The sequence below is a fragment of the Bradyrhizobium sp. USDA 327 genome, assembly GCF_041262065.1.
In the GTDB taxonomy this organism is placed as follows: domain Bacteria; phylum Pseudomonadota; class Alphaproteobacteria; order Rhizobiales; family Xanthobacteraceae; genus Bradyrhizobium; species Bradyrhizobium liaoningense.
This window is the reverse complement of sequence record NZ_JBGCCW010000001.1, coordinates 4335157-4356617: the sequence shown is the minus strand read 5'-3', so window position 1 is coordinate 4356617 and position 21461 is coordinate 4335157. Positions and strand designations below refer to the sequence as shown.

General features: G+C 66.1%; 16 protein-coding genes. 7 read left to right on the top strand and 9 right to left on the bottom strand.

Annotated features, from left to right (window positions below):
- Positions 1–243: 243 nt before the first annotated feature.
- Positions 244–1443: an IS256 family transposase gene (locus tag ABIA42_RS20465; RefSeq protein ID WP_370121878.1), complete on the bottom strand. Its 1200-nt coding sequence runs from the start codon at positions 1441–1443 to the stop codon at positions 244–246.
- A gap of 333 nt (positions 1444–1776) precedes the next feature.
- Positions 1777–7416 carry a negative regulator of septation ring formation gene (locus ABIA42_RS20460; RefSeq protein WP_370121881.1) on the bottom strand — a complete coding sequence of 1880 codons (5640 nt, stop codon included), beginning with the start codon at positions 7414–7416 and terminating at the stop codon, positions 1777–1779.
- Between the two features lie 396 nt (positions 7417–7812).
- Between ABIA42_RS20460 and ABIA42_RS20455 the strand changes: the two genes are divergently transcribed.
- On the top strand, positions 7813–8187 hold the full coding sequence (locus ABIA42_RS20455; RefSeq protein WP_370121884.1) for an Hpt domain-containing protein: 375 nt from the start codon (positions 7813–7815) through the stop codon (positions 8185–8187).
- A 170-nt stretch (positions 8188–8357) separates the two neighbouring features.
- Positions 8358–8678: a 2Fe-2S iron-sulfur cluster-binding protein gene (locus tag ABIA42_RS20450; protein WP_008143731.1), complete on the top strand. Its 321-nt coding sequence runs from the start codon at positions 8358–8360 to the stop codon at positions 8676–8678.
- A gap of 15 nt (positions 8679–8693) precedes the next feature.
- Here the strand turns inward: ABIA42_RS20450 and ABIA42_RS20445 are convergent, their stop codons facing one another.
- Entirely contained in the window at positions 8694–9161 is a 468-nt protein-coding gene (locus ABIA42_RS20445; RefSeq protein WP_370121887.1) for an acyl-CoA thioesterase, read from the bottom strand.
- 182 nt (positions 9162–9343) lie between these two features.
- Here ABIA42_RS20445 and ABIA42_RS20440 point away from each other — a divergent pair, with 182 nt between their 5' ends.
- From ABIA42_RS20440 to ABIA42_RS20430, 3 genes are all read left to right on the top strand, one after another.
- The gene (locus tag ABIA42_RS20440) at positions 9344–10372 is read left to right on the top strand and encodes an NAD(P)/FAD-dependent oxidoreductase (protein ID WP_028177428.1); all 1029 of its coding nucleotides are present in this window, start codon (positions 9344–9346) and stop codon (positions 10370–10372) included.
- A gap of 105 nt (positions 10373–10477) precedes the next feature.
- The gene (locus ABIA42_RS20435) at positions 10478–11068 is read left to right on the top strand and encodes a DUF2147 domain-containing protein (protein ID WP_028177427.1); all 591 of its coding nucleotides are present in this window, start codon (positions 10478–10480) and stop codon (positions 11066–11068) included.
- A gap of 349 nt (positions 11069–11417) precedes the next feature.
- Positions 11418–11774 carry a hypothetical protein gene (locus tag ABIA42_RS20430; protein ID WP_028177426.1) on the top strand — a complete coding sequence of 119 codons (357 nt, stop codon included), beginning with the start codon at positions 11418–11420 and terminating at the stop codon, positions 11772–11774.
- A gap of 141 nt (positions 11775–11915) precedes the next feature.
- On the opposite strand, the gene ABIA42_RS20425 is transcribed toward ABIA42_RS20430, so the two are convergent.
- The gene (locus ABIA42_RS20425; protein WP_370143629.1) at positions 11916–13280 is read right to left on the bottom strand and encodes a sensor histidine kinase; all 1365 of its coding nucleotides are present in this window, start codon (positions 13278–13280) and stop codon (positions 11916–11918) included.
- On the bottom strand, positions 13277–13957 hold the full coding sequence (locus tag ABIA42_RS20420; protein ID WP_370143628.1) for a response regulator transcription factor: 681 nt from the start codon (positions 13955–13957) through the stop codon (positions 13277–13279). The genes ABIA42_RS20425 and ABIA42_RS20420 overlap by 4 nt, the downstream gene beginning before the upstream one ends.
- 343 nt (positions 13958–14300) lie before the next feature.
- Between ABIA42_RS20420 and ABIA42_RS20415 the strand changes: the two genes are divergently transcribed.
- Both ABIA42_RS20415 and ABIA42_RS20410 read left to right on the top strand, forming a co-directional pair.
- Entirely contained in the window at positions 14301–15188 is an 888-nt protein-coding gene (locus tag ABIA42_RS20415) for a MipA/OmpV family protein (RefSeq protein ID WP_370121894.1), read from the top strand.
- 6 nt (positions 15189–15194) lie between these two features.
- Positions 15195–15935: a hypothetical protein gene (locus ABIA42_RS20410; RefSeq protein WP_370121897.1), complete on the top strand. Its 741-nt coding sequence runs from the start codon at positions 15195–15197 to the stop codon at positions 15933–15935.
- Positions 15936–15939: 4 nt separating this feature from the next.
- Here the strand turns inward: ABIA42_RS20410 and garD are convergent, their stop codons facing one another.
- The 4 genes from garD to kdgD form a co-directional block, all read right to left on the bottom strand.
- Positions 15940–17481 (bottom strand): galactarate dehydratase, encoded by a 1542-nt coding sequence (gene garD, locus ABIA42_RS20405; protein WP_370121900.1) that lies wholly within the window; start codon positions 17479–17481, stop codon positions 15940–15942.
- A 119-nt stretch (positions 17482–17600) separates the two neighbouring features.
- Positions 17601–19049 (bottom strand): aldehyde dehydrogenase family protein, encoded by a 1449-nt coding sequence (locus tag ABIA42_RS20400; protein ID WP_370121903.1) that lies wholly within the window; start codon positions 19047–19049, stop codon positions 17601–17603.
- 79 nt (positions 19050–19128) lie between these two features.
- Complete coding sequence (gene gudD / locus ABIA42_RS20395; RefSeq protein ID WP_370121905.1) at positions 19129–20472, bottom strand: glucarate dehydratase; 1344 nt, start codon at positions 20470–20472, stop codon at positions 19129–19131.
- A 26-nt stretch (positions 20473–20498) separates the two neighbouring features.
- Entirely contained in the window at positions 20499–21443 is a 945-nt protein-coding gene (gene kdgD, locus ABIA42_RS20390; RefSeq protein ID WP_370121908.1) for a 5-dehydro-4-deoxyglucarate dehydratase, read from the bottom strand.
- Positions 21444–21461 lie beyond the last annotated feature (18 nt).

The following is a 21461-nucleotide window of genomic DNA, read 5'->3' as shown; positions in this document are numbered from 1 at the left end:
TCCTGTGTACACCTGCCATCGGCTGTCGGCCGATTCGAAAAGGATGCCGTCTCGAACGCGTCGGGTCCGCGCAATTCCCGGAAGAGGTCTGCAGCTAACCGCCTGCAGGATCGCCGACGCTGATTTGGAAGATGCGCATTGGGCACTGAGCTCCAAGTCGACATCGCGGTGATAGAGATCGTGTCCCTTAGCGTGGTGTAGCTGGCGGCGGGTCACCGCGTTCGCCGGCGAGAGCCGGGCAGGTCAGCTGGCGATTGCCTGGAGGCTGACGGCGGGATCATCGCTCAACGGCGCGATGGTTTCCAGCGTCATGTAGCGGGCGCGCTGGACGGCCCATTCATCGTTCTGCTCGAGCAGGATCGCGCCGATGAGGCGGACGATGGCGTCTTCGTTGGGGAAGATGCCGACCACTTCGGTCCGGCGCTTGATCTCGCCATTGAGGCGCTCAATCGGATTGGTCGAGTGCAGCTTGGTCCGGTGCTGCGGCGGGAACGTCATATAGGCGAGCACGTCAGTCTCGGCCTCGTCGAGGAAGCCGGCCAGCTTGGGCAGCTTGGGGCGGAGCTGATCGGCGACCTTGCGCCATTGAGCGCGGGCAGCCTCGGCATCGTCCTGGGCGAACGCGGTGGCGATGAAGGCGGAGACGACGCGACGGCCGCTCTTGCCGGCGTGCGCCAGCGCATTGCGCATGAAGTGGACGCGGCAGCGCTGCCAGCTGGCGTTGAGCACCTTGGCGACGGTGGCCTTGATGCCCTCATGAGCGTCGGAGACGACCAGCTTGACGCCGCGCAGGCCGCGGCGGGCAAGCTTGCGCAGGAACGCGGTCCAGAACGTCTCGGCCTCGGAGGGGCCGATGTCCATTCCAAGCACTTCCCTGCGGCCGTCACTGTTGACGCCGACGGCGACGATCACCGCGACCGACACGATGCGCCCCTGCTGGCGCACCTTCACGTAGGTGGCGTCGATCCACAGATAGGGCCAGTCGCCCTCGATCGGGCGGGCGAGGAAGGCCTTCACCTTGTCGTCGATCTCGCTGCACAGCCGGCTGACCTGGCTCTTGGAGATGCCCGTCATGCCCATGGCCTGCACCAGGTCGTCCACCGAGCGGGTCGAGACGCCCTGCACATAGGCTTCCTGCACCACGGCGGTCAGCGCCTTCTCGGCCATCCGGCGCGGCTCTAGGAAGGCCGGGAAGTAGCTTCCCTTGCGCAGCTTGGGGATGCGAAGCTCGACCGCGCCGGCCCGGGTCTCCCAGGTCCGGTCGCGGTAGCCGTTGCGCTGGGCCAGGCGCTCCGGGTTCTTCTCGCCATAGCCCGCCCCGGTCTGGCCTTCGACCTCCAGCTCCATCAGGCGATGGGCGGCAAAGCCGATCATCTCGCGCAACAGATCGGCATCAGGGGTCTTCTCTACGAGCGTGCGCAGGTTCATCATGTCGTCGGTCATCGGTGGTTCCTCGGTTGCGTTGGCGTGTCGCAACCCGATCCTACCGGAGAACTGCCGGTGACCACCGCAAAGCCACCCGCCCGCTACGGCGCTATGTGAGGCGCGCGTCCGGGCGGCTTTGCTCTAACCAGTTACACCACCACCGGGGACACGACCGTGATAGACCCTGAAGCGCGGCTTGATCTTGCGGTCGCGAGCGGTGGTCTGACCCTCGATAGATCGGTCCCGATCGACGGCGAATTCACATGCGCTGTGAGGGTCCGCGCAACAACTCCCAAACAGAAACGGAGGCCCCGAGGCCTCCGTTCCTGTTCGTTATCGTCTAAAAGCCGCTCACCCCAGCCGGCCCGCCGCGTGCGCGAGGAGCGTGTACACCAGCCCCGTCTCCGAGGTGAGGTGGCTGCGCAGCTCCTGCGGGCCGCGGCCGTCGCGGGCGACTTCGTCGAGCAGGCGCTCGAACTCGGCGACATAGCGGTCGACCGTGCCCTTGAAGTTGCGGTCGGCGCGGTACTTGCGGGCGACCTCGTCGAAGGCCTTCTGGCCGGCGGGCGTGTAGAGGCGCTTGGTGAAGGCCTTGTTCTCGCCGCGCTGGTAGCGGTCCCACATCTCGGCGGCGAGGTTGCGGTCCATCAGCCGGCCGATGTCGAGCGACAGCGATTCCAGCGGATTGGCGCCAGCCTGCGGCGCCGGTGGCTGCGGAGCGGGCGCAGGGCGGCCGCGCAGCGCCTCACGTCCGGTCGGAGCGCCCTGGTTGGCGTCCGTGCGGCTCAGCAGGTCCGACAGCCAGCCGTCGCGGCCCTGGTCGTTGCTGCTAGGCGCAACCGGCGGCGCTTCGGTACGGCGCGAAGGAGCCGGCATGCCGAGGTCCGGCGGCGGCAGCGTCGAGGCGCTGCCGGTATCGCGCACGCGCGTCTCGGCGGCCCGGCCGCCGACGGCTGCCAGCACCGGCTCTTCCTGGCGCTGCACGCTGGCGCGGCCCGCCGTGGTGACGTCGAGGCCGCGGCCATGCTGGGCCACGATGCGGTTGAGCTCGGCGAGGGCCTCGATCTGGTCGACGATCACCTTGCGCATCTGCGCCGTGCTCTCGGCAGCCTCCTGCGGCATCTCGAGCACGCCGCGGCGCAGCTCGTTGCGGGTGGCCTCGAGCTCGTTGTGCATCTCGAAGGCCATCTGCTTCATGCTGGAGACGAGATTGGTGAACTTTTCCGTCGACTGCTTGAACATCGCATCCGCCTCGTCCGTGGTCTGGCGGTAGATGTCGTGCATCGCCTCGATCGTCTGCCGGTGCTCCTCCTCGGACGCCGAGCGCACCGCCTCGAACTGGCGGGTGATCGCGGCCGAGCCTGCGCCGGCGGTCTCGGCGACGACGCGGGCGATGTCGCGGGCGCGCTCTTCGGCGGCCGCAAGGGATTCATCGAGCAGTCCGGTGAAACGCGACAGCCGCTGGTCGAGATCGGCCGTGCGCAGGTCGATGGTGGTGACGAGCGATTCCAGCGCCTGCTTGCGTTCTGCGAGCGAGGCGGTGGTGTTCTTGTTGCTCTGCTCGACGACCTGGGCGGCCTCGACGAGCGCCTTGCCGTGCGCGTCGAACTGGGTCGACAGCTCGCCGAGATCCTGCAGCGCCTTGGTGGTCTTGCTGTTGAAGACGTTGAGCTGCTCTTCCAGGTTCTGCGTGGCCTCACCGTTGCGCGAGGTGACGTCGTTCATCGCCGAGACGAAGTCGGCGACGCGCGTCACCAGCGCCCGCTCGAGCGAGTTGAGGTTGTCGTGCGCACCGGTCAGCACCTCCTGGAGCAGGATGTTGCCTTCGCGCAGGCGCTCGAACAGGGCCACCGTGTCGGTGCGCAGGATCTTGCTGGTCTCCTGCATCTCGGTGACGGCCGCGATCGAGACCTGGCGCGACTGGTCGATCGCGGAACGCGAGGCCTGCTCGAGGTCCTTGAGCGACTTGCCGACCGCGCTGGTGGCGATCTCGCTCGCCACGTTGATGGTGCGGGCGACTTCCGAGCCGTTGCCCATCATGGTCTGCGAGAAGGCCTGGCCGCGCGTCTCGATCGACTTCAGCGCATCGGAGGTGACGCGGTCGATGTCGAGCGTGAGCTGGCTGGTCTTCGAGCCGATCGCGTCGACCAGCGCGCCGCGCTTGGCGTCGATCATGTTCGACAGGCGGTCGGCCTGCTGCTGCACGTAGGTGACGATCTCGTCGGTCTTGCCGGTCATGGCCTGGCCGAAGCTGCTGCTGGCGGCGAGCACCGAGCGCTCGACGTCGGACGAGCTCGACTTGACCCGCGAGCTCGCCTCGTTGGAGGCCGAGATCAGCGCGTTCTGGGCGTCGAGTGCGCTGGTCTGGATGTCGTTGGTCGCGTTGGCGGCCGCCGCGCTCAGCGTCCGCTCGATCTCGGTCGAGATCGTGCGGATCTGGCTCGCAGCGTCGGCCGAGGTCGAGGTCAGCGAGATCTGCGCCTCACGCGCGCTGCTGAGGATGGTCGAGGCGGTGTCGGCGCCGACCGCGGTCAGCGTGCGCTCGATGTCCGTCGTCAGCGACTTGATCTGGCTCGCCGCATCGCTCGAGGCGGAGATCAGCGAGCCCTGGGCCTCGCGAACGCCGCTGGTGAGCGCCTCGATGGTGGCGCCGCCGGCGGTCGCCAGCGCGCGCTGCATCTCGGCCGCGAGCGAACGGACCTGGCTGGTCTGTTCGGCCGAGACCGCGAGCAGGGTGCTCTGGGCGTCGCGGGCGCTGGTGGTGATCGTCTCGGCGGTCGACTGGCCGACCTGCGAGAGCGAGCGATGCACTTCGGCCGCGAGCGACTTGACCTGGCTCGCCGCATCCGAGGACGCCGTGACCAGCGTGCTCTGGGCCTCGCGGGCGCCGCTCATGATGGTCTCGGCCGTCGAGGTGCCCGCCATCGTGAGCGAGCGCTGCACGTCGGAGGACAGCGCCTTGATCTGGTTGGCGGTCTCGGTCGAAGCCGCGACCAGCGCGCTCTGCGCATCGCGGGCGCCGGCGGTGATCGATTCCGCCGTGGTGGTGCCGGCCATGGTGAGCGAACGCTGCACGTCGGCGGTGAGAGTCTTGACCTGGTTGGCCGCGTCCGAGGAGGCGGTGACGAGGGTGGTCTGCACCTCGCGGGCGCCGGCCAGGATCGAGGCTGCGGTGGCAGCGCCTGCCGCCGACAGCGTGCGTTCGACGTCGGCCGCAAGCCCCTTGATCTGGTTGGAGGCATCGCCCGATGCCGCGACCAGCGTCGACTGCGCTTCGCGGGCGCTGGTCAGGATCGAGTTCGCCGCACCGGTGCCGACCGCGGTCAGCGCCTGCTCGACCTCGGCTGAGGTCATCTTGAGCTGGGCGTTGACGTCGGAGGAGACCGTCAACAGCGACTGCTGAGCGGTGCGCGCGCCGGTCTGGATCGTCTCGCTGGTGTTGACGACGAGGTTGGTGAGCGAGCGTTCGGCGTCCTCGACATGCGAGCGGATCGCGGTCGAGATCATCTCGGCGCGGGACATCATGTCCTCGCTGGCCTGGCGTCCGCTGTTCTCGATGCGGCCGGCGACGGCCTCGACGCGCGAGCCGAGCAGGTCCTCGAACTGCGCCACGCGTACGTCGATGTCGCTGGCGACCGAGCCGACCTTGGTCTCGATGGCCTGATGGATCTCCTGGAAGCGCGCCGTGACCGTGTCGGTCAGGTGCGTGCTGCGTCCGTCGATGATCTCGGTGACGCCGGTGATGCGGCGGTCGACCGCCTCGATCGCCTGCGCGGTGCCGTCCGTGAGCGTCGAGCTCAGCAGCGTCAGGCGCGTGTCGATCGACTGCACCGCCTGCGAGGCGCCGTTGGTCACGGCGGTGGTCAGGTAGGTGAGGCGCGAATCGATGGATTCGAGCGCCTGCGTCGCGCCGCCGGTGAGCGTCGTCGTGAGGTGCGTCAGCCTCGTGTCGATCGACTGGATGGTCTGGGATGCGCCATCGGTCAGCGAGGTCGTGAGGTAGGTGAGGCGGCTATCGATCGACTGGATCGCCTGCGCGGCACCGTCGGTCAGCGACGTCGCCAGCGTGTTGATGCGTCCGTCGATGGTTTCGGTCATGGACTGCGCGCGGCTGTCGAACGACTGCTCGAGCGCGGCGACCCGGCCCACGAGCTGCTCGTCGAAGGTCCTGATGTGGCCTTCGATCGTGCCGTCGAGGCTGGCGATCTTGCCGTTCAGCGAGGCGTCGAGATTGCTGACGCGTTCGCCGACCGTGGTCTCGAATTGCACGAGGCGCTGGTCGAGCACCGCCGTGATCTCGCCGCCGTTCGCCGTGAAGCGGGTATCGAAATTGTCGACATAGGTCTTCAGCGTCTCGGCGATGTCCTGCGTGCGCTGGCCCATGCGCTCGACGATCTCGCCGCCGAAGGTCTTCACGGTGCGGTCGAACTCGGAGATGTGGCGCGTGATCAGCGCGCCCAGCGTGCCGGAGTCGCGGGCGAACTTCTCGACCAGCTCGGTGCCCTGGTTCCTCACCAGCTCGTCGAAGGCGCTCATCTGCAGCGACAGCGAGTCGTGCGCGGTCTCGGTCTGGCTGACGACCTTGGCGACCAGGGTGTTGACGGTGGCGTCGAGCGCCTCGCTCGCCTTGTCGCCGCTCGTCATGATGTGGTCGGCGAGCCGGTTGCCGGCGTCGTCGATCTTGGCCGAGAGGTCGTTGGAGCGCAGCTCGAGCTCGAGGAGAAGCGAGTCCGACGAATTCTTCAGGGAATCGTGCACCTGCTCGGTGCGCTCGGAGATGCCGTCGACGATCGCGGCGGAGCGCTGCTCGAATTCGCCGGTGATGCGGTCGATGCGCTCGTTCAGCATCTCGTGGACGCGGTCGGCGAGGTCGACGAACTCGTCGTGGACGTGGCCGGTCTTGAAGTTGAGGCTCGTGGTCAGCCGCTCGCTGGCGTCGAGCACCGCGCGTGTGGTCTCGTTGCTGGCTTCCTCGAGGCGGTCGAGCAGGTCGCCGCCGCGCTCGCCGAGCGCCAGGATCATGTTGTCGCCGGCATTGCTCAGCGCCTGGGTGATGTGCGCCCCGCGCTCTTCGAGCGCGCCGGTGATCGACTTCGCAACCTCGTCGACGCGGGAGGCGATCGCATCCGAGATCAGCGCGATGTCGTGGCGCAGATCGATCTGCACGCCGGAGATGGCGCTGCGGACCTGCTCGGCCTGGCCGACCAGATTGTCGCGCTGATGCGCGATGTCCTGGAGCAGGGCGCGGATGCGCACCTCGTTGTCGCTATAGGCGCGCTCCAGCGCGGCGACCTCGTTGGCGACCAGCGTCTCGAGCTCGCCGGCGCGCGCAATCGCGCGCTCGATGCCGTCGCCCATCGCCGCGACCTCGCGGCGGATGGCCTGGCCGACGGTGACCATGGAATCGGAGGCCGAGCCTTCGGGCTCGGAGAAGCGGATCGCGACCTGCGCCATCGCCTGCGCGATCATGCGCATTTCCTGGCCGCGCCAGACGAGGCTGGCGAGGAAGTAGAACAGCATGATCGGCGCGAAGACCATCGCGATCAGGCCGGCGATGACGAGGACGCCGCCGCTCTGGCCCATGGCGGCCTGGATCGAGGGCAGGAAGCCGACGGTCAGCGCGGCGCAGGCAGCGAGCCAGACGCCGGCGAAGATGGTGGCGAAGGTGTAGACGCTGCGGGCGGGGCGGCCCTTCTGAAGCGCCTGGAGCAGCTGGCCGATGGTCTCGCGGTCGTCATTCGCGGCGCGGCGCGATGAGAGCGGCTCCTCAACCGTATCGAACACGGTCGACCGCTCATTGGCGGCCGGTCGCGGCTCGAAGCTCGGCTCATCGAAGATCGGGGGCGCGGGCGGCACCGGGGGCGCCGCTTCGTTGCGCGCGGTGGCGTTGCGGCTGGTATCGGCAGCCGTGTCACTGATGTTCAGGGCTTCCTGGATCGCAGAAAGCGCAACTTCTGTGGGGTCTTTGACCTTTTTCGGAGTGTTCGCCATGTTCAGTCCGAGCCCTCGTTACTTGTACGCGTCCCCCCGCGAGCCCTGCGCTCGGCGCAAGCCCACAGACCGGATCATGCCGCTTGCGCGGATCTCCGAGCCATCCCTACCCGGACGGCTTGTCCGCCAATTTCCGCAACATCCTATTGGCAGAGCGTCGCGAATGAAATGCCTGCGATTAAGACAATCTTAATCATCGTTAACAGGATCGCGCCCTAACGCCTTAGCAATAAATGCAATTCTCCACCGGACTCGGCCAATTGCGGCAACTTTCCGTCAACAAGCGGGCGGATCTACGTCAAACGGCTCGAACATTTCGTTAACCATTTTCGTGCTTGGCTGGGGGGAACCTGACCGCCGGACCGGCGGCCGCCACGCGACGCCGGGGCCTGCGCCATGACGCCTGAACTGCAACGGATGGACTGGATGCCTTCGCCCCCGCTTGCACCGATCGACAGTCCGCTCGACCTCGATCACCTCTCCCGGATGACGCTCGGCGACACTGAACTGGAACGAGAAGTGCTGGCGATGTTCGCCGAGCAGGCGGACCGCCTGCTCGCGGCGATGGCTGCGAGTCCGGCCGAGGCCGGCGCGCTCACGCACAAGCTCAAAGGTTCGGCGCGCGGGATTGGCGCCTTTTCGGTGGCCGATGCCGCAGCCAGCCTGGAGAGTGCGATCCGGACCGGCCATGGCCGGTCCCATGCCTTCGCCGCTCTGAAAGAGGCGGTGACCGAGGCCCGCGCCGCCATCGAGGTGATCCTGAAGCCGTAAGCCGATACGGTCAGAGACGGGCCGGCCTAGTCTCTTGTTTTGACGCGTTTTCTTCCCGCAAAGCGGGATTCATTCTTCGCATCAAAACGCTATGGCGCCGGGCTAACCGACCCGTTATAGGACAGCCCGGACCCTCCTTCATTCCCAGCACCGCGGCAGTACGAGCACACATGGCCAAGATTCACTTTGTCGACCACAAGGGCGAAACCCGCACGGTAGAAATCGAGAACGGCGCAACCGTGATGGAAGCCGCGATCCGCAACAGCATTCCCGGTATCGAGGCGGAATGCGGCGGCGCCTGCGCCTGCGCGACCTGCCATGTCTATGTCGACGAAGCCTGGCGCGAGAAGGTCGGCAGCCCGACGCCGATGGAAGAGGACATGCTCGACTTCGGCTTCGACGTGCGCCCGAATTCGCGCCTGTCTTGCCAGATCAAGGTTTCCGACGAGCTCGACGGTCTCGTGGTGGCGACGCCGGAACGCCAGGCCTGATCGTCCCTCGCTATATCAACTGCGCGGTGCCGCGACCTCGATTCCGCGCTTGTGCCAGGGTCTGAGCTTCTCGATCACCTCCGCGGTGAGCGGCGCGGGTCGCCGCGTGGCCTCATCGAGCAGGACGCCGACCGACGTCGCTGACGCAATGCACTTCCCGTTCGAGAACACGACCTGTTCGAAGGTCACGGACGTCCGTCCAAGCTTCACCACCCCAAGGCCAAGCTCGATCGTATTGGGCCAGTGGAGCTCGGCGCGAAAATGCATATCGAGCCGCACCATGATCCAGGCGAGGCCCGGCGGGGTCAGCCCGTATTCGGGAAGCTTCATCAGCGTGACACGGCCGGTCTCGAAATAGGTGGCGTAGACCGCGTTGTTGACGTGCTCGTTGGGATCGAGATCGCCGAAGCGAACGTTGTCGCTGAGGCGGAAGGGATAGTCCTCCAGGCGTGGCGTCGTATCGAGGCGACTTGGTGCGTTCACCGATTGATCTCCGTCATATCCTTGCTCGTTACAACCCAGTTATTCTGCGGCGGCAAGTGGGCGCGGCTGCGGGGCGCTCCCGCTTTTATGCCTTCCCTGATCCATCCCCGTTGGCTAGACAGGCAGGGTCACCTCTGCCCGCCGGGCGCCGTCCAACCGATAACGATAGATAAAGAGACGACATGAGCGACGCGATCAAAACCGATGTGCTGATCATTGGCGCCGGCCCCTGCGGTCTGTTCGCCGCCTTCGAGCTCGGCCTTCTCGACATGAAGACGCACTTCGTCGACATCCTCGACAAGGTCGGCGGACAGTGCGCCGAGCTCTATCCGGAAAAGCCGATCTACGACATTCCCGGCATTCCGCAGGTCTCCGGGCAGGGCCTCACCGACGCGCTGATGGAGCAGATCAAGCCGTTTCACCCGACCTTCCATCTCGGCGAGATGGTCGAGACCGTGGAGAAGATCGGCGATCCCGCCTTTCGCTGCACCACCGATACCGGCAAGGTGTTCGAATGCAAGGTGGTGGTGATCGCGGCCGGCGGCGGCTCGTTCCAGCCCAAGCGTCCGCCGGTGCCGGGCATCGAGGCCTATGAAGGCACGTCAGTCCACTACGCCGTGCGCAAGATGGAGACGTTCCGCGACAAGAACGTGCTGATCGTCGGCGGCGGCGACTCCGCGCTCGACTGGACGCTCAACCTGCATCCCCTGGCCAAGCGCATCACGCTGTTGCACCGACGGGACGAGTTTCGCGCCGCACCCCACAGCGTCGAGCAGATGCGCGCGCTGGTTGCCGGCGGCAAGATGGATCTGCGGCTCGGCCAGGTCACCGCGCTCTCCGGCGCTGACGGCAGGCTCGCCGGCGCGACCATCAAGGGCAATGACAACAGCGTGAGCGAAATCGCCTGCGATACCATGCTGCCGTTCTTCGGGCTGACCATGAAGCTCGGCCCGGTCGCGAACTGGGGCATTGCGCTGGAGAACAATCTGGTGCCGGTCGAGACCTCCGCGTTCGAGACCAACGTATCAGGCATCTTCGCCATCGGCGACATCAACACCTATCCGGGCAAGCTCAAGTTGATCCTGTGCGGCTTCCACGAGGGCGCGCTGATGTCGCAAAAAGCCCATCGCTACGTCTATCCGGAGAAGCGGCTCGTGTTCCAGTACACGACTTCGTCCTCTAGCCTGCAAAAGAAGCTCGGTGTCAACTGAGGGAACGCAGTGGGGAGGCGATGCCCCATGTTTCTGGTGCTGGAACCGTTCGCGAAATCGCCGTAGTCTGCGGCCATTCCGGTTGTGGAATAGCAAGGTGATCTCATGCGGATTTTTTCCAGCTTTCGGCTGCTCTCCTTCCTCGCGCTCGCATTGTCGCTCGCGACGGTGAGCCCGTGTGCGGCGCAGACCACCGAGCCCACGGCGGCGGGCCTCTGGCAGAAGGTCGAAGACGGCAAGACAGTCGGATGGTTCCTCTTCATCGACCGCAACGGCGTCTTCGAAGGCGTGATCGCAAAGACCTTCCCGCGGCCAACCGACAATCCGAACGAGGTTTGCAGCAAGTGCACCGACGATCGCAAGAACGCGCCGGTGCTCGGCATTTCATTCGTCCGCAACATGAAGCGCGAAGGATTGAAGTACGAAGGCGGCAACGTGCTTAATCCGCGCGACGGTCAGATCTGGAAGGCCAACATGCGGATCAGCCCCGACGGCCAGACCCTGACGCTGCGCGGCTATCTCGGCATCGCGCTGCTCGGCAAGGACGAGACCTGGACGCGCCTGCCGGATGCCAACATCGCGCAGATCGATCCTGCCATCGTGGCAAAATATCTCCCTGCGCAGGCCGCCGCCGCAAAGCCGGCGGCACCGGCGGCGAAGAAGGGCGGCGCGATGATGGCGCCGCCGAAGCAGTAGAGGCGTACTTCGCACTGTGCCGCCTCGACAGCCGTAGCTTCGGCGCAAGCTCGTTCCCGCCACCGGCTCTCGCCTTCGGCGAGCCCGGTGACAGGCTCCAGTGGCGAAGCCGGTGCGGTATCGCTCCCTCCTCATCCCTGAACGGCCCGTGCGGCCACGTTCGCCCAAAGGGGAACGTGTGCCGGCTTCGCTCCAGTAGTTCCCCGGAATGCGCGCTGGCGCCGGATTTGCATAGCTGTCGGCAAAGCTGCTGGGGGAGCGAGTCGCCGTCTCCACGCCCGCCGCGCACCACGCGGAGGGCGGACGGCAGCGTTTGCCTCGCGGCGATCACTTCGACCGCGGAGACGACATGAGACCTGCCATATCAGGCGCGGCCACGCTGCTGGGGTTGACGACGCTACTCGCGGCTTCGGCGCTGGCGCGCGACGACGGCCGCTACGCCAACTCGCCCCTGAAGCCTTGGTTCGAGAGTCTGCACAGCGAATTCGGGCAGTGCTGCTCGGATGCCGACGGCTACGTCATTGCCGACGTCGATTGGGAGTCGGATCGCGGCCGCTACCGCGTGCGGATCGACGACGAATGGGTCGTGGTGCCCGACGGTGCCGTGATCACCGTGCCGAACAAGTTCGGCCGCACCATGGTCTGGAAGCACTATATCGACGGTCATCCGCGCGTGCGCTGCTTCATGCCGGGCAGTATGACGTAGCCGCCGTCAATCTTCGATGTCGTTCCGGGGCGGCGCGGCAGCGTCGAACCCGGAATCCGGACGTTGTTGCGCGAGATTCTCAGGTGCGCAATTGCGCACCAGAGTTCGCACGCCATGCGTCCCGGAACGACGATAACCAGCTCAACGCTCTTGCAGATCGAGCTGCGAAGATCTGACCGGGGCGGCGGCCGCGGGAAAGCGCAGGCTCATCGTCGTGCCGCGGCCGGGCGTGGAAGAAGCGAGCAACTCGCCGCCGTGGGCGGCCATGATCTCGCGGACGATCGACAGGCCGAGGCCTGCGCCGTCGCCGGCGGCGTTGCCGGTCTGAAACGGCTCGATCAGCTTGTGTCCGGCGCCATCGGGCAGGCCCGCACCGTCATCGTGGATCGAAACGCCATCGCGGCTGAGCATGGCGACGATGCGGCGCGCGCCACGGGCGTGGATGAGGGCGTTGCCGACGAGATTGGCGAGGGCGCTGCGAACCGCGGCGTCCACGCCCTGGACCAGGAACGGACCATCCCCGTCGCGCTCCAGCGCAAGCTCGATGCCGGCATCCAGCGCCGAGGGACTGAAATCGGCGAGTACCTCCAGCGTGATCTGGGCCAGGTCGATCGGTCTGGTCTCGATCGCATGATTTTGCAGCCTCGCCAGGTCGAGCATGGCGGAGACCAGCGAGGTGAGGCGGCGGACATCGCGTACCAGCTCGGCCTTCAGGCCCGGCTCGGGCACGTCCTCGATCTTCGCGCGCAGCAGCGTCAGGGGCGTGCGCAGCTGGTGCGCGGCATTGCCGAGGAAGCGGCGCTGCATCCTGATATAGGCATCGATCTCACCGAAAGCGCGGTTCAGGGCCTCGACCAGGGGCTTCAACTCGGAGGGGACCTCGGAAAGCGATATCAAACCTTGCGGGGCCGAGGGATCGATCGCGAGCGCGCGGCGCGCGACCCGTTCGATGCCGCGCGAGACGAAACGTGCAGCGAGCGCCGAGCCGATGGCGACGGTCGCCGCAAAGGCCAGTGCCACCAGCAGGATTGAAAAAATGCGGCGGGCGAGGAAGTTTCTCGCGATTCGGCCGAAGCGGACCTGAGGCTCGCCGAACATTATCGTGAGCCGCAACGAGCCCCGTTGCGCAACGGCGAGACAGAAGGTGCTCTTCTGGTCGAGCGTGCTGAAGACGGACGAGCCGACGGGCCCGCGATACGGAAAGGCGAAGGGGAGGGCAGGCCGGTGTTCGCTGCCATACTCGCTGACCAGATCGCCCGCCGACACCACGTACCAGAGGTTCGGGCTGTCCCCCTTCAATTCCTCGAGTGCGGGAGTCGAACGTACCGTCAGGGTCTGCGCGTCGATCACCGTGGCGCGGTCGAGAAGGTTCGCTACGACCCCGCAGGCCCTGAACTCGCGTTCCTCCATCGGGTATCGCCAGACGAAGATACCGACCATAATCAGAAAGATCGCTGTGGCGGCGATGCCGAGCGAGAACGCAAACGTCCGGGCGATCGATCTCATCGCGGTGTCGCCAGCCGCAGGATGTATCCAATGCCCCGCATGCTGCGGATCTCGACGTCGCCGCCGAATGCGGCCAGCTTCTTCCTCAGGCGGGAAACCTGCGCTTCGAGCGTGTTGGACTCGATCTCGTCGTCGAAGCCGTAGATCTCCTCGATCAGCGCGGCGCGGGTGATGACGCGGTCGCGGCGCATCAGGAGGGCGGCGAGGATCAGTGCCTCGCGCCGCCGCAGCAAGATCTTCCTGTCGGCGACCACGACTTGGTTGCTGTCGAGATGCAGCTCGACATTACCTAGCGAGAGCACGGAGGGCGCGAGCAGCCGGGGCCGTCGCAACACGGCGCGCACGCGCGCGATCAGTTCCTGAGGCTCGAACGGCTTGCCGAGATAGTCGTTGGCGCCGCCGTTGAGGCCCTCGACGACGTCTTCCTTGGCGTCCTTGGACGTCAGCATGATGATCGCCGGGCGCTCCGGCGACTGGCTCAGCGCCGTGACGACCTGGAGCGCATCGCCGTCGGGCAGCATGCGGTCGACGATCGCGAGGTCATATTTGAAGTTCTCCAGCGCCTGACTGGCCTCCGCAATCGAGCCGACGAGGTCGACGATACCGTGCAGTTGGCCGAGCAGCCGGCTGATATAGGCGCCGATCTGCGGTTCGTCTTCGATCACGAGGGAGCGCACGCGGGTCGTCCTTGACTCTGCTGGGGTAACAAAACCCTGACCGTGACGCTCCCTGGCCGACGCCTGGCGTTTCGGCTCGTGCGCTAGGGTTCCCATTAGGGTAGCGAGCTTGGCGAATAAAAGGCAGGAACGGGAGAGTTCGCGGGCACCGCCCGTCAAGATTTGAGGGCGTGACTGCGGCGCGGCAATGTTCGGGCAATGTTGATCCGGCGGCGCCTGGCGCGCGACGTCTCGGACGACGGCTCTCGCCTTGCAATCTTGGGGCAATTTTGCGGGACCACATGCTGTGGCTCTGAACCACACGAGTCGACCAGGCCCGCAAGGCCGGTCCGGGGGCCCCGCAATGATGTTTTTCGAAGAAGCCGCTCTCCGCCTCACGGCGACCGCGCGGCGGACGACTGCCTGTCTCGCTGCGCTCGGTGCGATCTTGACGAGTGCGCAATCTGTATCGGCGCAGAGCGCGTTCACGCTGCCAGCACCACCGTTCGAATTGCCGATGCTGCCTTCACCGTCTGGAAATTGGACCGTCATGGTCGGCATCGGCGGCGAATACACGCCTGACTTCGTCGGATCGAAAAACAGCAAGTTTGTTCCAATCCCGATCTTCGCCATTCGCCGTGCCGGATCGATCGACCAGTTTCGGGGGCCGCGCGACAGCGCCAGCATCGCGTTGCTCGACGTCGGCAATTTTCGCGCCGGGCCTGCGTTCAAATACGTCTCCTCGCGCAAGAGCGACAAATATTCCGAACTGACCGGCCTCGGCGACGTCAAGGCCGCCTACGAACTCGGCGGCTTCGTCGAATATTATCCGGTGGACTGGTTGCGCCTGCGCAGCGAGTTGCGTCAGGGTTTCGGCGGCCATACCGGCACCGTGGCCGACGTCTCGGCCGACGTCATCGTCCCGCTCATCCAACGGCTGACGATCTCGGCCGGCCCCCGCTTCACCTGGAAGGGCACCAACGCGACCGCGCCGTATTTCGGCGTCGACGCCGTGCAGGCCCTGGCATCGGGGTTGCCGACCTACAATGCCAAGGGCGGCGCGCACTCGGTCGGCTTCGGCAGCCAGATCTCCTATCGCATCAATCCGCAGTGGGAGGTGCACGCCTATGTCGAGTACGAGAAGCTGCTCGGCGATGCGGCGGACAGCCCGCTGGTGAAGCTGCGGGGATCGTCGAACCAGACCACCGTCGGCCTCGGTGCGTCCTATTCGTTCGATTTTAGAATCCGATAGGTCGTCATGCGCCGTATTGCTTTTCTATGGGTTGGCCTCGCGGCCGCGTGTATCGCCCTCGGCGCCGCCGCGGCGTTCGAGACGCGCGCGACGAAGCTCCAGGCGATCAAGACCGTCGGCATCGTCTCGGCGATCGGCGAGGAGATGAGCCTGACGCAAGCCGGCCTGACCGCGCTCGGCAACGCCGCGCAAAGCGTCTCGATCAGCGCATGGGGGCTGGACGAGCTGATCGTCCAGCAGGCGACGAAGCTGCTCAGTGGACGTTTTCGCGTGCAGCCGGTGAACTACAGGCGCGCAGCCTTCGCTGCGATCAGGGATTCGGCGGTTGCGCCCGTCAATCTGCTGCGCAGCGATCCGTTCAAGGAGCTGGTTCGCAGCGATGTCACGCCGCAGGGACTGGATGCGTACATCGTCATCACCCGGGCGAGATCGAAGCTTGGAAACGGCCGCAACGTCGAGGGCGTCGGGCTCGCCGAATACCGGACGCTGCTTGCGGACTACGGCCTGATCCACGCGCTGTACGAGGTTCGCGTCATCGACGGCAAGACGTTCGACGTGATCGAGAAGCGCGCGGCCGCGCCGCTCGACAACACCGGCACGGTGAGGATCGCCGGCCCGAGCGGTGCGGTCGACGAGCCGTTCGAGGGCTCGGCTTCGAGCGAACGGCTGCGCTCGGCGATAACGGACCTCATCATCCGCAGCCTGCCGCTGACGCTGGGCGACATGCACCTGATCGACGGTCCGTGACCCCTCAGGTCACCGGCGCCGGATTGAACAGCGTCAGATCGTTGTGGATGCCCCAGCGGTCCGACCACGGCTTGGTGCGGCCAGAGGCGACGTCGAGGATCAGGCGGAACAGGTCCCAGCCGCATTCCTCAATGGTCTTCTCACCGGTGGCGATGCTGCCTGCGTCAAAGTCGATCAGGTCCTTCCAGCGCCGCGCGAGCTCGCTGCGGGTGGCGACCTTGATCACGGGCGCGGCGGCAAGGCCATAGGGCGTGCCGCGGCCGGTGGTGAACACCTGCAGCGTCATGCCGGAGGCGAGCTGCAGCGTACCGCAGATGAAGTCGGATGCGGGCGTTGCCGCGAACAGCATGCCCTTCTGCGTTGCCTTCTCGCCGGGCGAGAGCACGCCGGTGATGGCGCTCGATCCGGACTTCACGATCGAGCCCAATGACTTCTCGACGATGTTGGCGAGTCCGCCCTTCTTGTTGCCCGGCGTGGTGTTGGCGCTGCGATCGGCGCCACCGCGGGCAAGATAGGAATCATACCACGCCATCTCGCGCACCAGCGCGCGGCCGACATCCTCGTTGACCGCGCGCCGGGTGAGCAGCTGGATGGCGTCACGCACCTCGGTGACTTCCGAGAACATCACGGTGGCGCCGGCGCGCACCAGGAGGTCCGCGGCAAAGCCGACGGCGGGGTTGGCGGTGACGCCGGAGAAGGCATCGCTGCCGCCGCATTGCAGGCCGATGACGAGATCGGAGGCCGGGCAGGTCTCGCGCTTGCGGGTGTTGAGCACCTTCAGCCGGGCCTCGGCCTGGGTCATGATCGCATCGACGATGGCGCCGAAGCCGTCGAAGGCTTCGTCCTGCATGCGCACGATGGCATCGCCCACGCCTTCCGGCACCAGCCGTTCCGGCGCCAGCTTCTCGCAGCCGAGGCCGACGACCAGGATCTCGCCGCCGAAATTCGGATTGAGCGCGAGGTTTTGCAGGGTGCGGATCGGCACCACCGCGTCGGGCGCATTGATGGCGACGCCGCAGCCATAGGCATGGGTCAGCGGCACGACGTCGTCGACGTTCGGGTATTTCGGCAACAGCTCGGCGCGGATGCGCTTGACCGCATATTCCATCGTGCCCTTGACGCATTGCACGGAGGAGGAGATGCCGAGGATGTTCTTGGTGCCGACCGAGCCGTCGGGATTGCGGTAACCCTCGAAGGTGAAACCTTCGAGCGGCGGCAGCGGCGCGGGGACGGCGGTGGAGATTTCCAGTCTGTCGAGGGCAGGGGCCTCCGGCATGCGGATGCGGGCTTCATCCACCCATTCGCCGGCCTCGATGGGAGTGAGTGCGTAGCCGATGATTTCGCCATAGCGGATGATGGGCGCGCCTTCCGCGATGTCGACCAGCGCCGTCTTGTGGCCCTGTGGAACGAAGGCGCGCAGCGTCAGCCCGCAGGCGAACCGGGAGCCAGCGGGAAGCCCGAAATCATTGACCACGATCGCGACATTGTCGCGCTCGTTCAGCTTGATGTAGCGGGGCTGCTCTTTCGCTGCGACGTCCTGGTCCATCTGCGCTTGCCTCCAAAGCCGTAGGGTGGGCAAAGGCGCAATGCGCCGTGCCCACCATCTTCATACCGAACGTAAGCGGTGGGCACGCTTCGCTTTGCCCACCCTACGATATCAGCTTCTCAGCCTGGATAGGTATAAGCCGTCTTCACCGTCGTGTAGAACTCGCGCGCATAGGAGCCCTGCTCGCGGGCGCCGTAGCTCGAGCCCTTCCGGCCGCCGAACGGCACGTGATAGTCGACGCCGGCGGTCGGCAGGTTGACCATCACCATGCCGGACTCGCTGTTGCGCTTGTAGTGCGAGGCGTATTTCAGGCTGGTGGTGCAGATGCCGGAGGCGAGGCCGAACTCGGTATCGTTGGAGATCGCGAGCGCCTCCTCGTAGTTCTTGGCGCGGATGACGGCGGCGACGGGGCCGAAAATCTCCTCACGCGCGATGCGCATGTTGTTGCTGGCTTCGGTGAACAGCGCCGGCTGGAGATAGTGACCGGGGTTCTCGCGCTTGAGCAGCTCGCCGCCGAAGGCGAGCTTGGCGCCCTCGTCCTGGCCGATCTTGATGTAGCGCAGGTCCTGGTCGAGCTGGCTCTGGTCGACGACGGGGCCGATATGCACGCCGGCCTTGAGCGCGTCGTCCACCGACAGGCCCTTCAACCGCTCGGCCATCGCCGCGACGAAGCGGTCGTGGATGCCTTCGGTGACGATCAGGCGGGAGGAGGCGGTGCAGCGCTGGCCGGTGGAGAAATAGGCGCCGTTGACGGCGACCTCGACGGCGGTCTTGAGGTCGGCGTCGTCGAGCACGACCAGCGGATTCTTGCCGCCCATCTCGAGCTGAAATTTCTTCATCGGATTCGAGAGTACGCAGGCCTGCGCGATCTTGCGGCCCGTCTGCACCGAGCCAGTGAAGGAGATCGCGGCGACGTCGGGATGCTCGAGCAGCGTCTGGCCGACCACGGAGCCGGAGCCGACCACGAGGTTGAACACGCCGGCCGGAAGCCCGGAGCGGGTGATGATCTCGGACAGCGCATGCGCCGAGCCGGGCACCAGCTCGGCCGGCTTGAACACCACCGTGTTGCCGTAGCAGAGCGCGGGCGCGATCTTCCAGGCGGGAATCGCGATCGGGAAATTCCAGGGCGTGATCATGCCGACGACGCCGACCGGCTCGCGCGTGAGTTCGACATCGAGGCCGGGACGGACCGAGGCGCCCTTCTCGCCGATCAGGCGCAGCGCTTCACCGGCGAAGAACGCGAAGATCTGGCCGGCGCGCGCGACCTCGCCGATGCCTTCCGGCAAGGTCTTGCCTTCCTCGCGGGCGAGCAGGCGGCCGAGCTCTTCCTTGCGGGAGAGGATCTCGGCGGAGATCTTGTTCAGCGCGTCATAGCGCTCCTGCGGGGTCGAGCGCGCCCAGGCCGGGAAGGCGGCCTTGGCGGCGGCGATCGCCTTCTCGGTCTGCGCCTTGTCGGCCTTGGCATATTCGCCGACGACGTCGTTGGTGTTGGAGGGGTTGATGTTCCTGGTGACGCCGGAGCCGTCGACCCATTCGCCGCCGATGAAGTTCTTCAGGATCGCTGTCATCTTTTTTCCTCCCTGTTCAAGGGGCATGATCCTATCGGAAAACCGGTGTCCACTTTTCCGGGATCATGCCTGACGTTTCTTATCGCACGAGGCACGGACGCTTGTCGTCGAATGTCCAGCCCGGGATCAGGTCCTGCATGGCCATAGCGTCATCTCGGGCGCCAAGTCCATGCTTCTTGTAAAGCTCATGCGCGGCCTCGATGGCCGCGCGGTCGATCTCGATGCCGAGGCCGGAGCGATCCGGCACCGCGATCTTGCCGCCCCTGATCTGGAGCGGCTCTTTCGTCAGCGCCTGACCGTCCTGCCAGATCCAGTGGGTATCGATCGCGGTCACGTTGCCGGGGGCGGCTGCCCCGACATGGGTGAACATGGCCAGCGAGATGTCAAAGTGGTTGTTGGAGTGCGAGCCCCAGGTCAGGCCGTTGTCACGGCAGGTCTGGGCTACGCGCACGGAGCCTTGCATGGTCCAGAAATGGGGATCGGCCAGCGGGATGTCCACCGACCCTAAGCGCAGCGCGTGGGAGAGCTGCCGCCAATCGGTGGCGATCATGTTGGTCGCTGTCGGCAGACCGGTGGCGCGGCGGAACTCGGCCATGATCTCGCGGCCGGAGAATCCGGCCTCGGCGCCGCAGGGGTCCTCGGCATAGGCGAGGATGCCGTGCATGCCCTTGCAGAGCCTGACGGCCTCGTCCAGCGACCAGGCGCCGTTCGGGTCCAGTGTGACGCGCGCGTTCGGGAAACGCTTTGCGATGGCGGTGACGGCCTCGATCTCCTGTTCGCCGCGGAGCACGCCGCCCTTGAGCTTGAAGTCGGCGAAGCCGTAGTGGTCGTGGGTGGCCTCCGCGAGCCGCACCACGGTCTCGGGCGTCATCGCCTCCTGATGTCGGAGGTTGAACCATTCCGCCTTGCCGCTCTCGCCCGCGACATAGTCGAGCTTCGACTTGCGCCGATCGCCGACGAAGAAGAGATAGCCGAGCGTCTCGACGTTCTTGCGCTGCTGGCCCTCGCCGAGCAGGGCTGCGACGGGCAGGCCGAGATGCTGGCCCAGCAAATCAAGCAGTGCGGATTCGATCGCCGTGACCGCGTGGATCATCACGCGCAGGTCGAAGGTCTGCTTGCCGCGGCCGCCGGCGTCGCGGTCGGCGAAGGCGGTGCGGACATCGGCCAGGATGTTGTTCATCGCGCCGACGGTCTTGCCGATGACGAGATCGCGGGCATCCTGCAGTGTCTGCCAGATCCTCTGCCCGCCCGGCACCTCGCCGATGCCGGTGTGACCGGAATTGTCGGTGAGGATGACGATGTTGCGGGTGAAGAACGGCGCATGCGCGCCGCTGAGGTTGAGGAGCATGCTGTCGCGGCCCGCGACCGGGATCACCTGCATCGCCGTGACAACAGGTGCGCCAGAGATATCAGTCCGGGCCATCGCATGCTCCTCCCTGTCGTCGTCCGTTATTCTGCCGCCTGTTGTGTCGATCGGAAGGCGGGCAGATTCTTCACCAGCGCGGTCAGTTCCGCCAGCTCCTGCTCGGTGAGATCGGTCAGCGGCGGCCGGACCGGGCCGGAGTCGCGGCCGATCACCTTCATGCCGGCCTTGATGATCGAGACCGCATAGCCCTTCTTGCGGTTGCGGATTGCGATCAGCGGCAGGATGAAGTTCTTCAGGCCGGCATGGATGGTCTCATGGTCGCGCCTGCGCACCGCGGCGTAGAAGCTGGTGGCGAACTCCGGAACGAAGTTGAATACGGCCGAGGAATAGGTCGTCACGCCCATGTCGAGATAGGGCAGCGCGAAGGTCTCCGCAGTCGGCAGGCCGCCGATATAGGTGAGGCGATCGCCGAGCTTGGTGTAGACGCGGGTCATCAACTCGATGTCGCCGATGCCGTCCTTGTAGCCGACCAGGTTCGGGCAGCGCTCGGCGAGGCGGGCCAGCGTGTCGGGCTGGAGGATGGCGTTGTCGCGGTTATAGACGATGACGCCGATCTTCACGGAGGCACAGACCGCCTCGACATGGGCGGCGAGGCCGTCCTGCTCGGAATGGGTGAGATAGGGCGGCAGCAGCAGCAGGCCATCGGCACCCGCCTTCTCGGCACCGATGGCGATCTCGCGCGCGATTGCGGTGCCGTAGCCGGTGCCGGCAAGCACAGGCACGCGGCCCTTGGTTTCCTCGACGGCGATCCTGACGATGTGCGGAACCTCTGTCGGGGTCAGCGAGAAGAACTCGCCGGTGCCGCCGGCGGCGAACAGGCCGGCAACGTCGTAGCCGCACAGCCAGTCCATGTTGGCGCGGTAGGTCGCCTCGTCGAAGGAGTAGTCAGCCCTGAACGGCGTGACGGGGAAGGACAGGAGGCCGGATCCGATCTTTCGGGCCATGTCCTGCGGGGTCATCTTGCTCACGGGCGCTGCTCCCTTCGT

Coding starts and splice junctions, on each gene's coding strand:
- ABIA42_RS20465 (WP_370121878.1), bottom strand. CDS start 1,443: ATGACCGACGACATGATGAACCTGCGCACGCTCGTAGAGAAGACCCCT.
- ABIA42_RS20460 (WP_370121881.1), bottom strand. CDS start 7,416: ATGGCGAACACTCCGAAAAAGGTCAAAGACCCCACAGAAGTTGCGCTT.
- ABIA42_RS20455 (WP_370121884.1), top strand. CDS start 7,813: ATGACGCCTGAACTGCAACGGATGGACTGGATGCCTTCGCCCCCGCTT.
- ABIA42_RS20450 (WP_008143731.1), top strand. CDS start 8,358: ATGGCCAAGATTCACTTTGTCGACCACAAGGGCGAAACCCGCACGGTA.
- ABIA42_RS20440 (WP_028177428.1), top strand. CDS start 9,344: ATGAGCGACGCGATCAAAACCGATGTGCTGATCATTGGCGCCGGCCCC.
- ABIA42_RS20435 (WP_028177427.1), top strand. CDS start 10,478: ATGCGGATTTTTTCCAGCTTTCGGCTGCTCTCCTTCCTCGCGCTCGCA.
- ABIA42_RS20430 (WP_028177426.1), top strand. CDS start 11,418: ATGAGACCTGCCATATCAGGCGCGGCCACGCTGCTGGGGTTGACGACG.
- ABIA42_RS20425 (WP_370143629.1), bottom strand. CDS start 13,280: ATGAGATCGATCGCCCGGACGTTTGCGTTCTCGCTCGGCATCGCCGCC.
- ABIA42_RS20415 (WP_370121894.1), top strand. CDS start 14,301: ATGATGTTTTTCGAAGAAGCCGCTCTCCGCCTCACGGCGACCGCGCGG.
- ABIA42_RS20410 (WP_370121897.1), top strand. CDS start 15,195: ATGCGCCGTATTGCTTTTCTATGGGTTGGCCTCGCGGCCGCGTGTATC.
- garD (WP_370121900.1), bottom strand. CDS start 17,481: ATGGACCAGGACGTCGCAGCGAAAGAGCAGCCCCGCTACATCAAGCTG.
- ABIA42_RS20400 (WP_370121903.1), bottom strand. CDS start 19,049: ATGACAGCGATCCTGAAGAACTTCATCGGCGGCGAATGGGTCGACGGC.
- gudD (WP_370121905.1), bottom strand. CDS start 20,472: ATGGCCCGGACTGATATCTCTGGCGCACCTGTTGTCACGGCGATGCAG.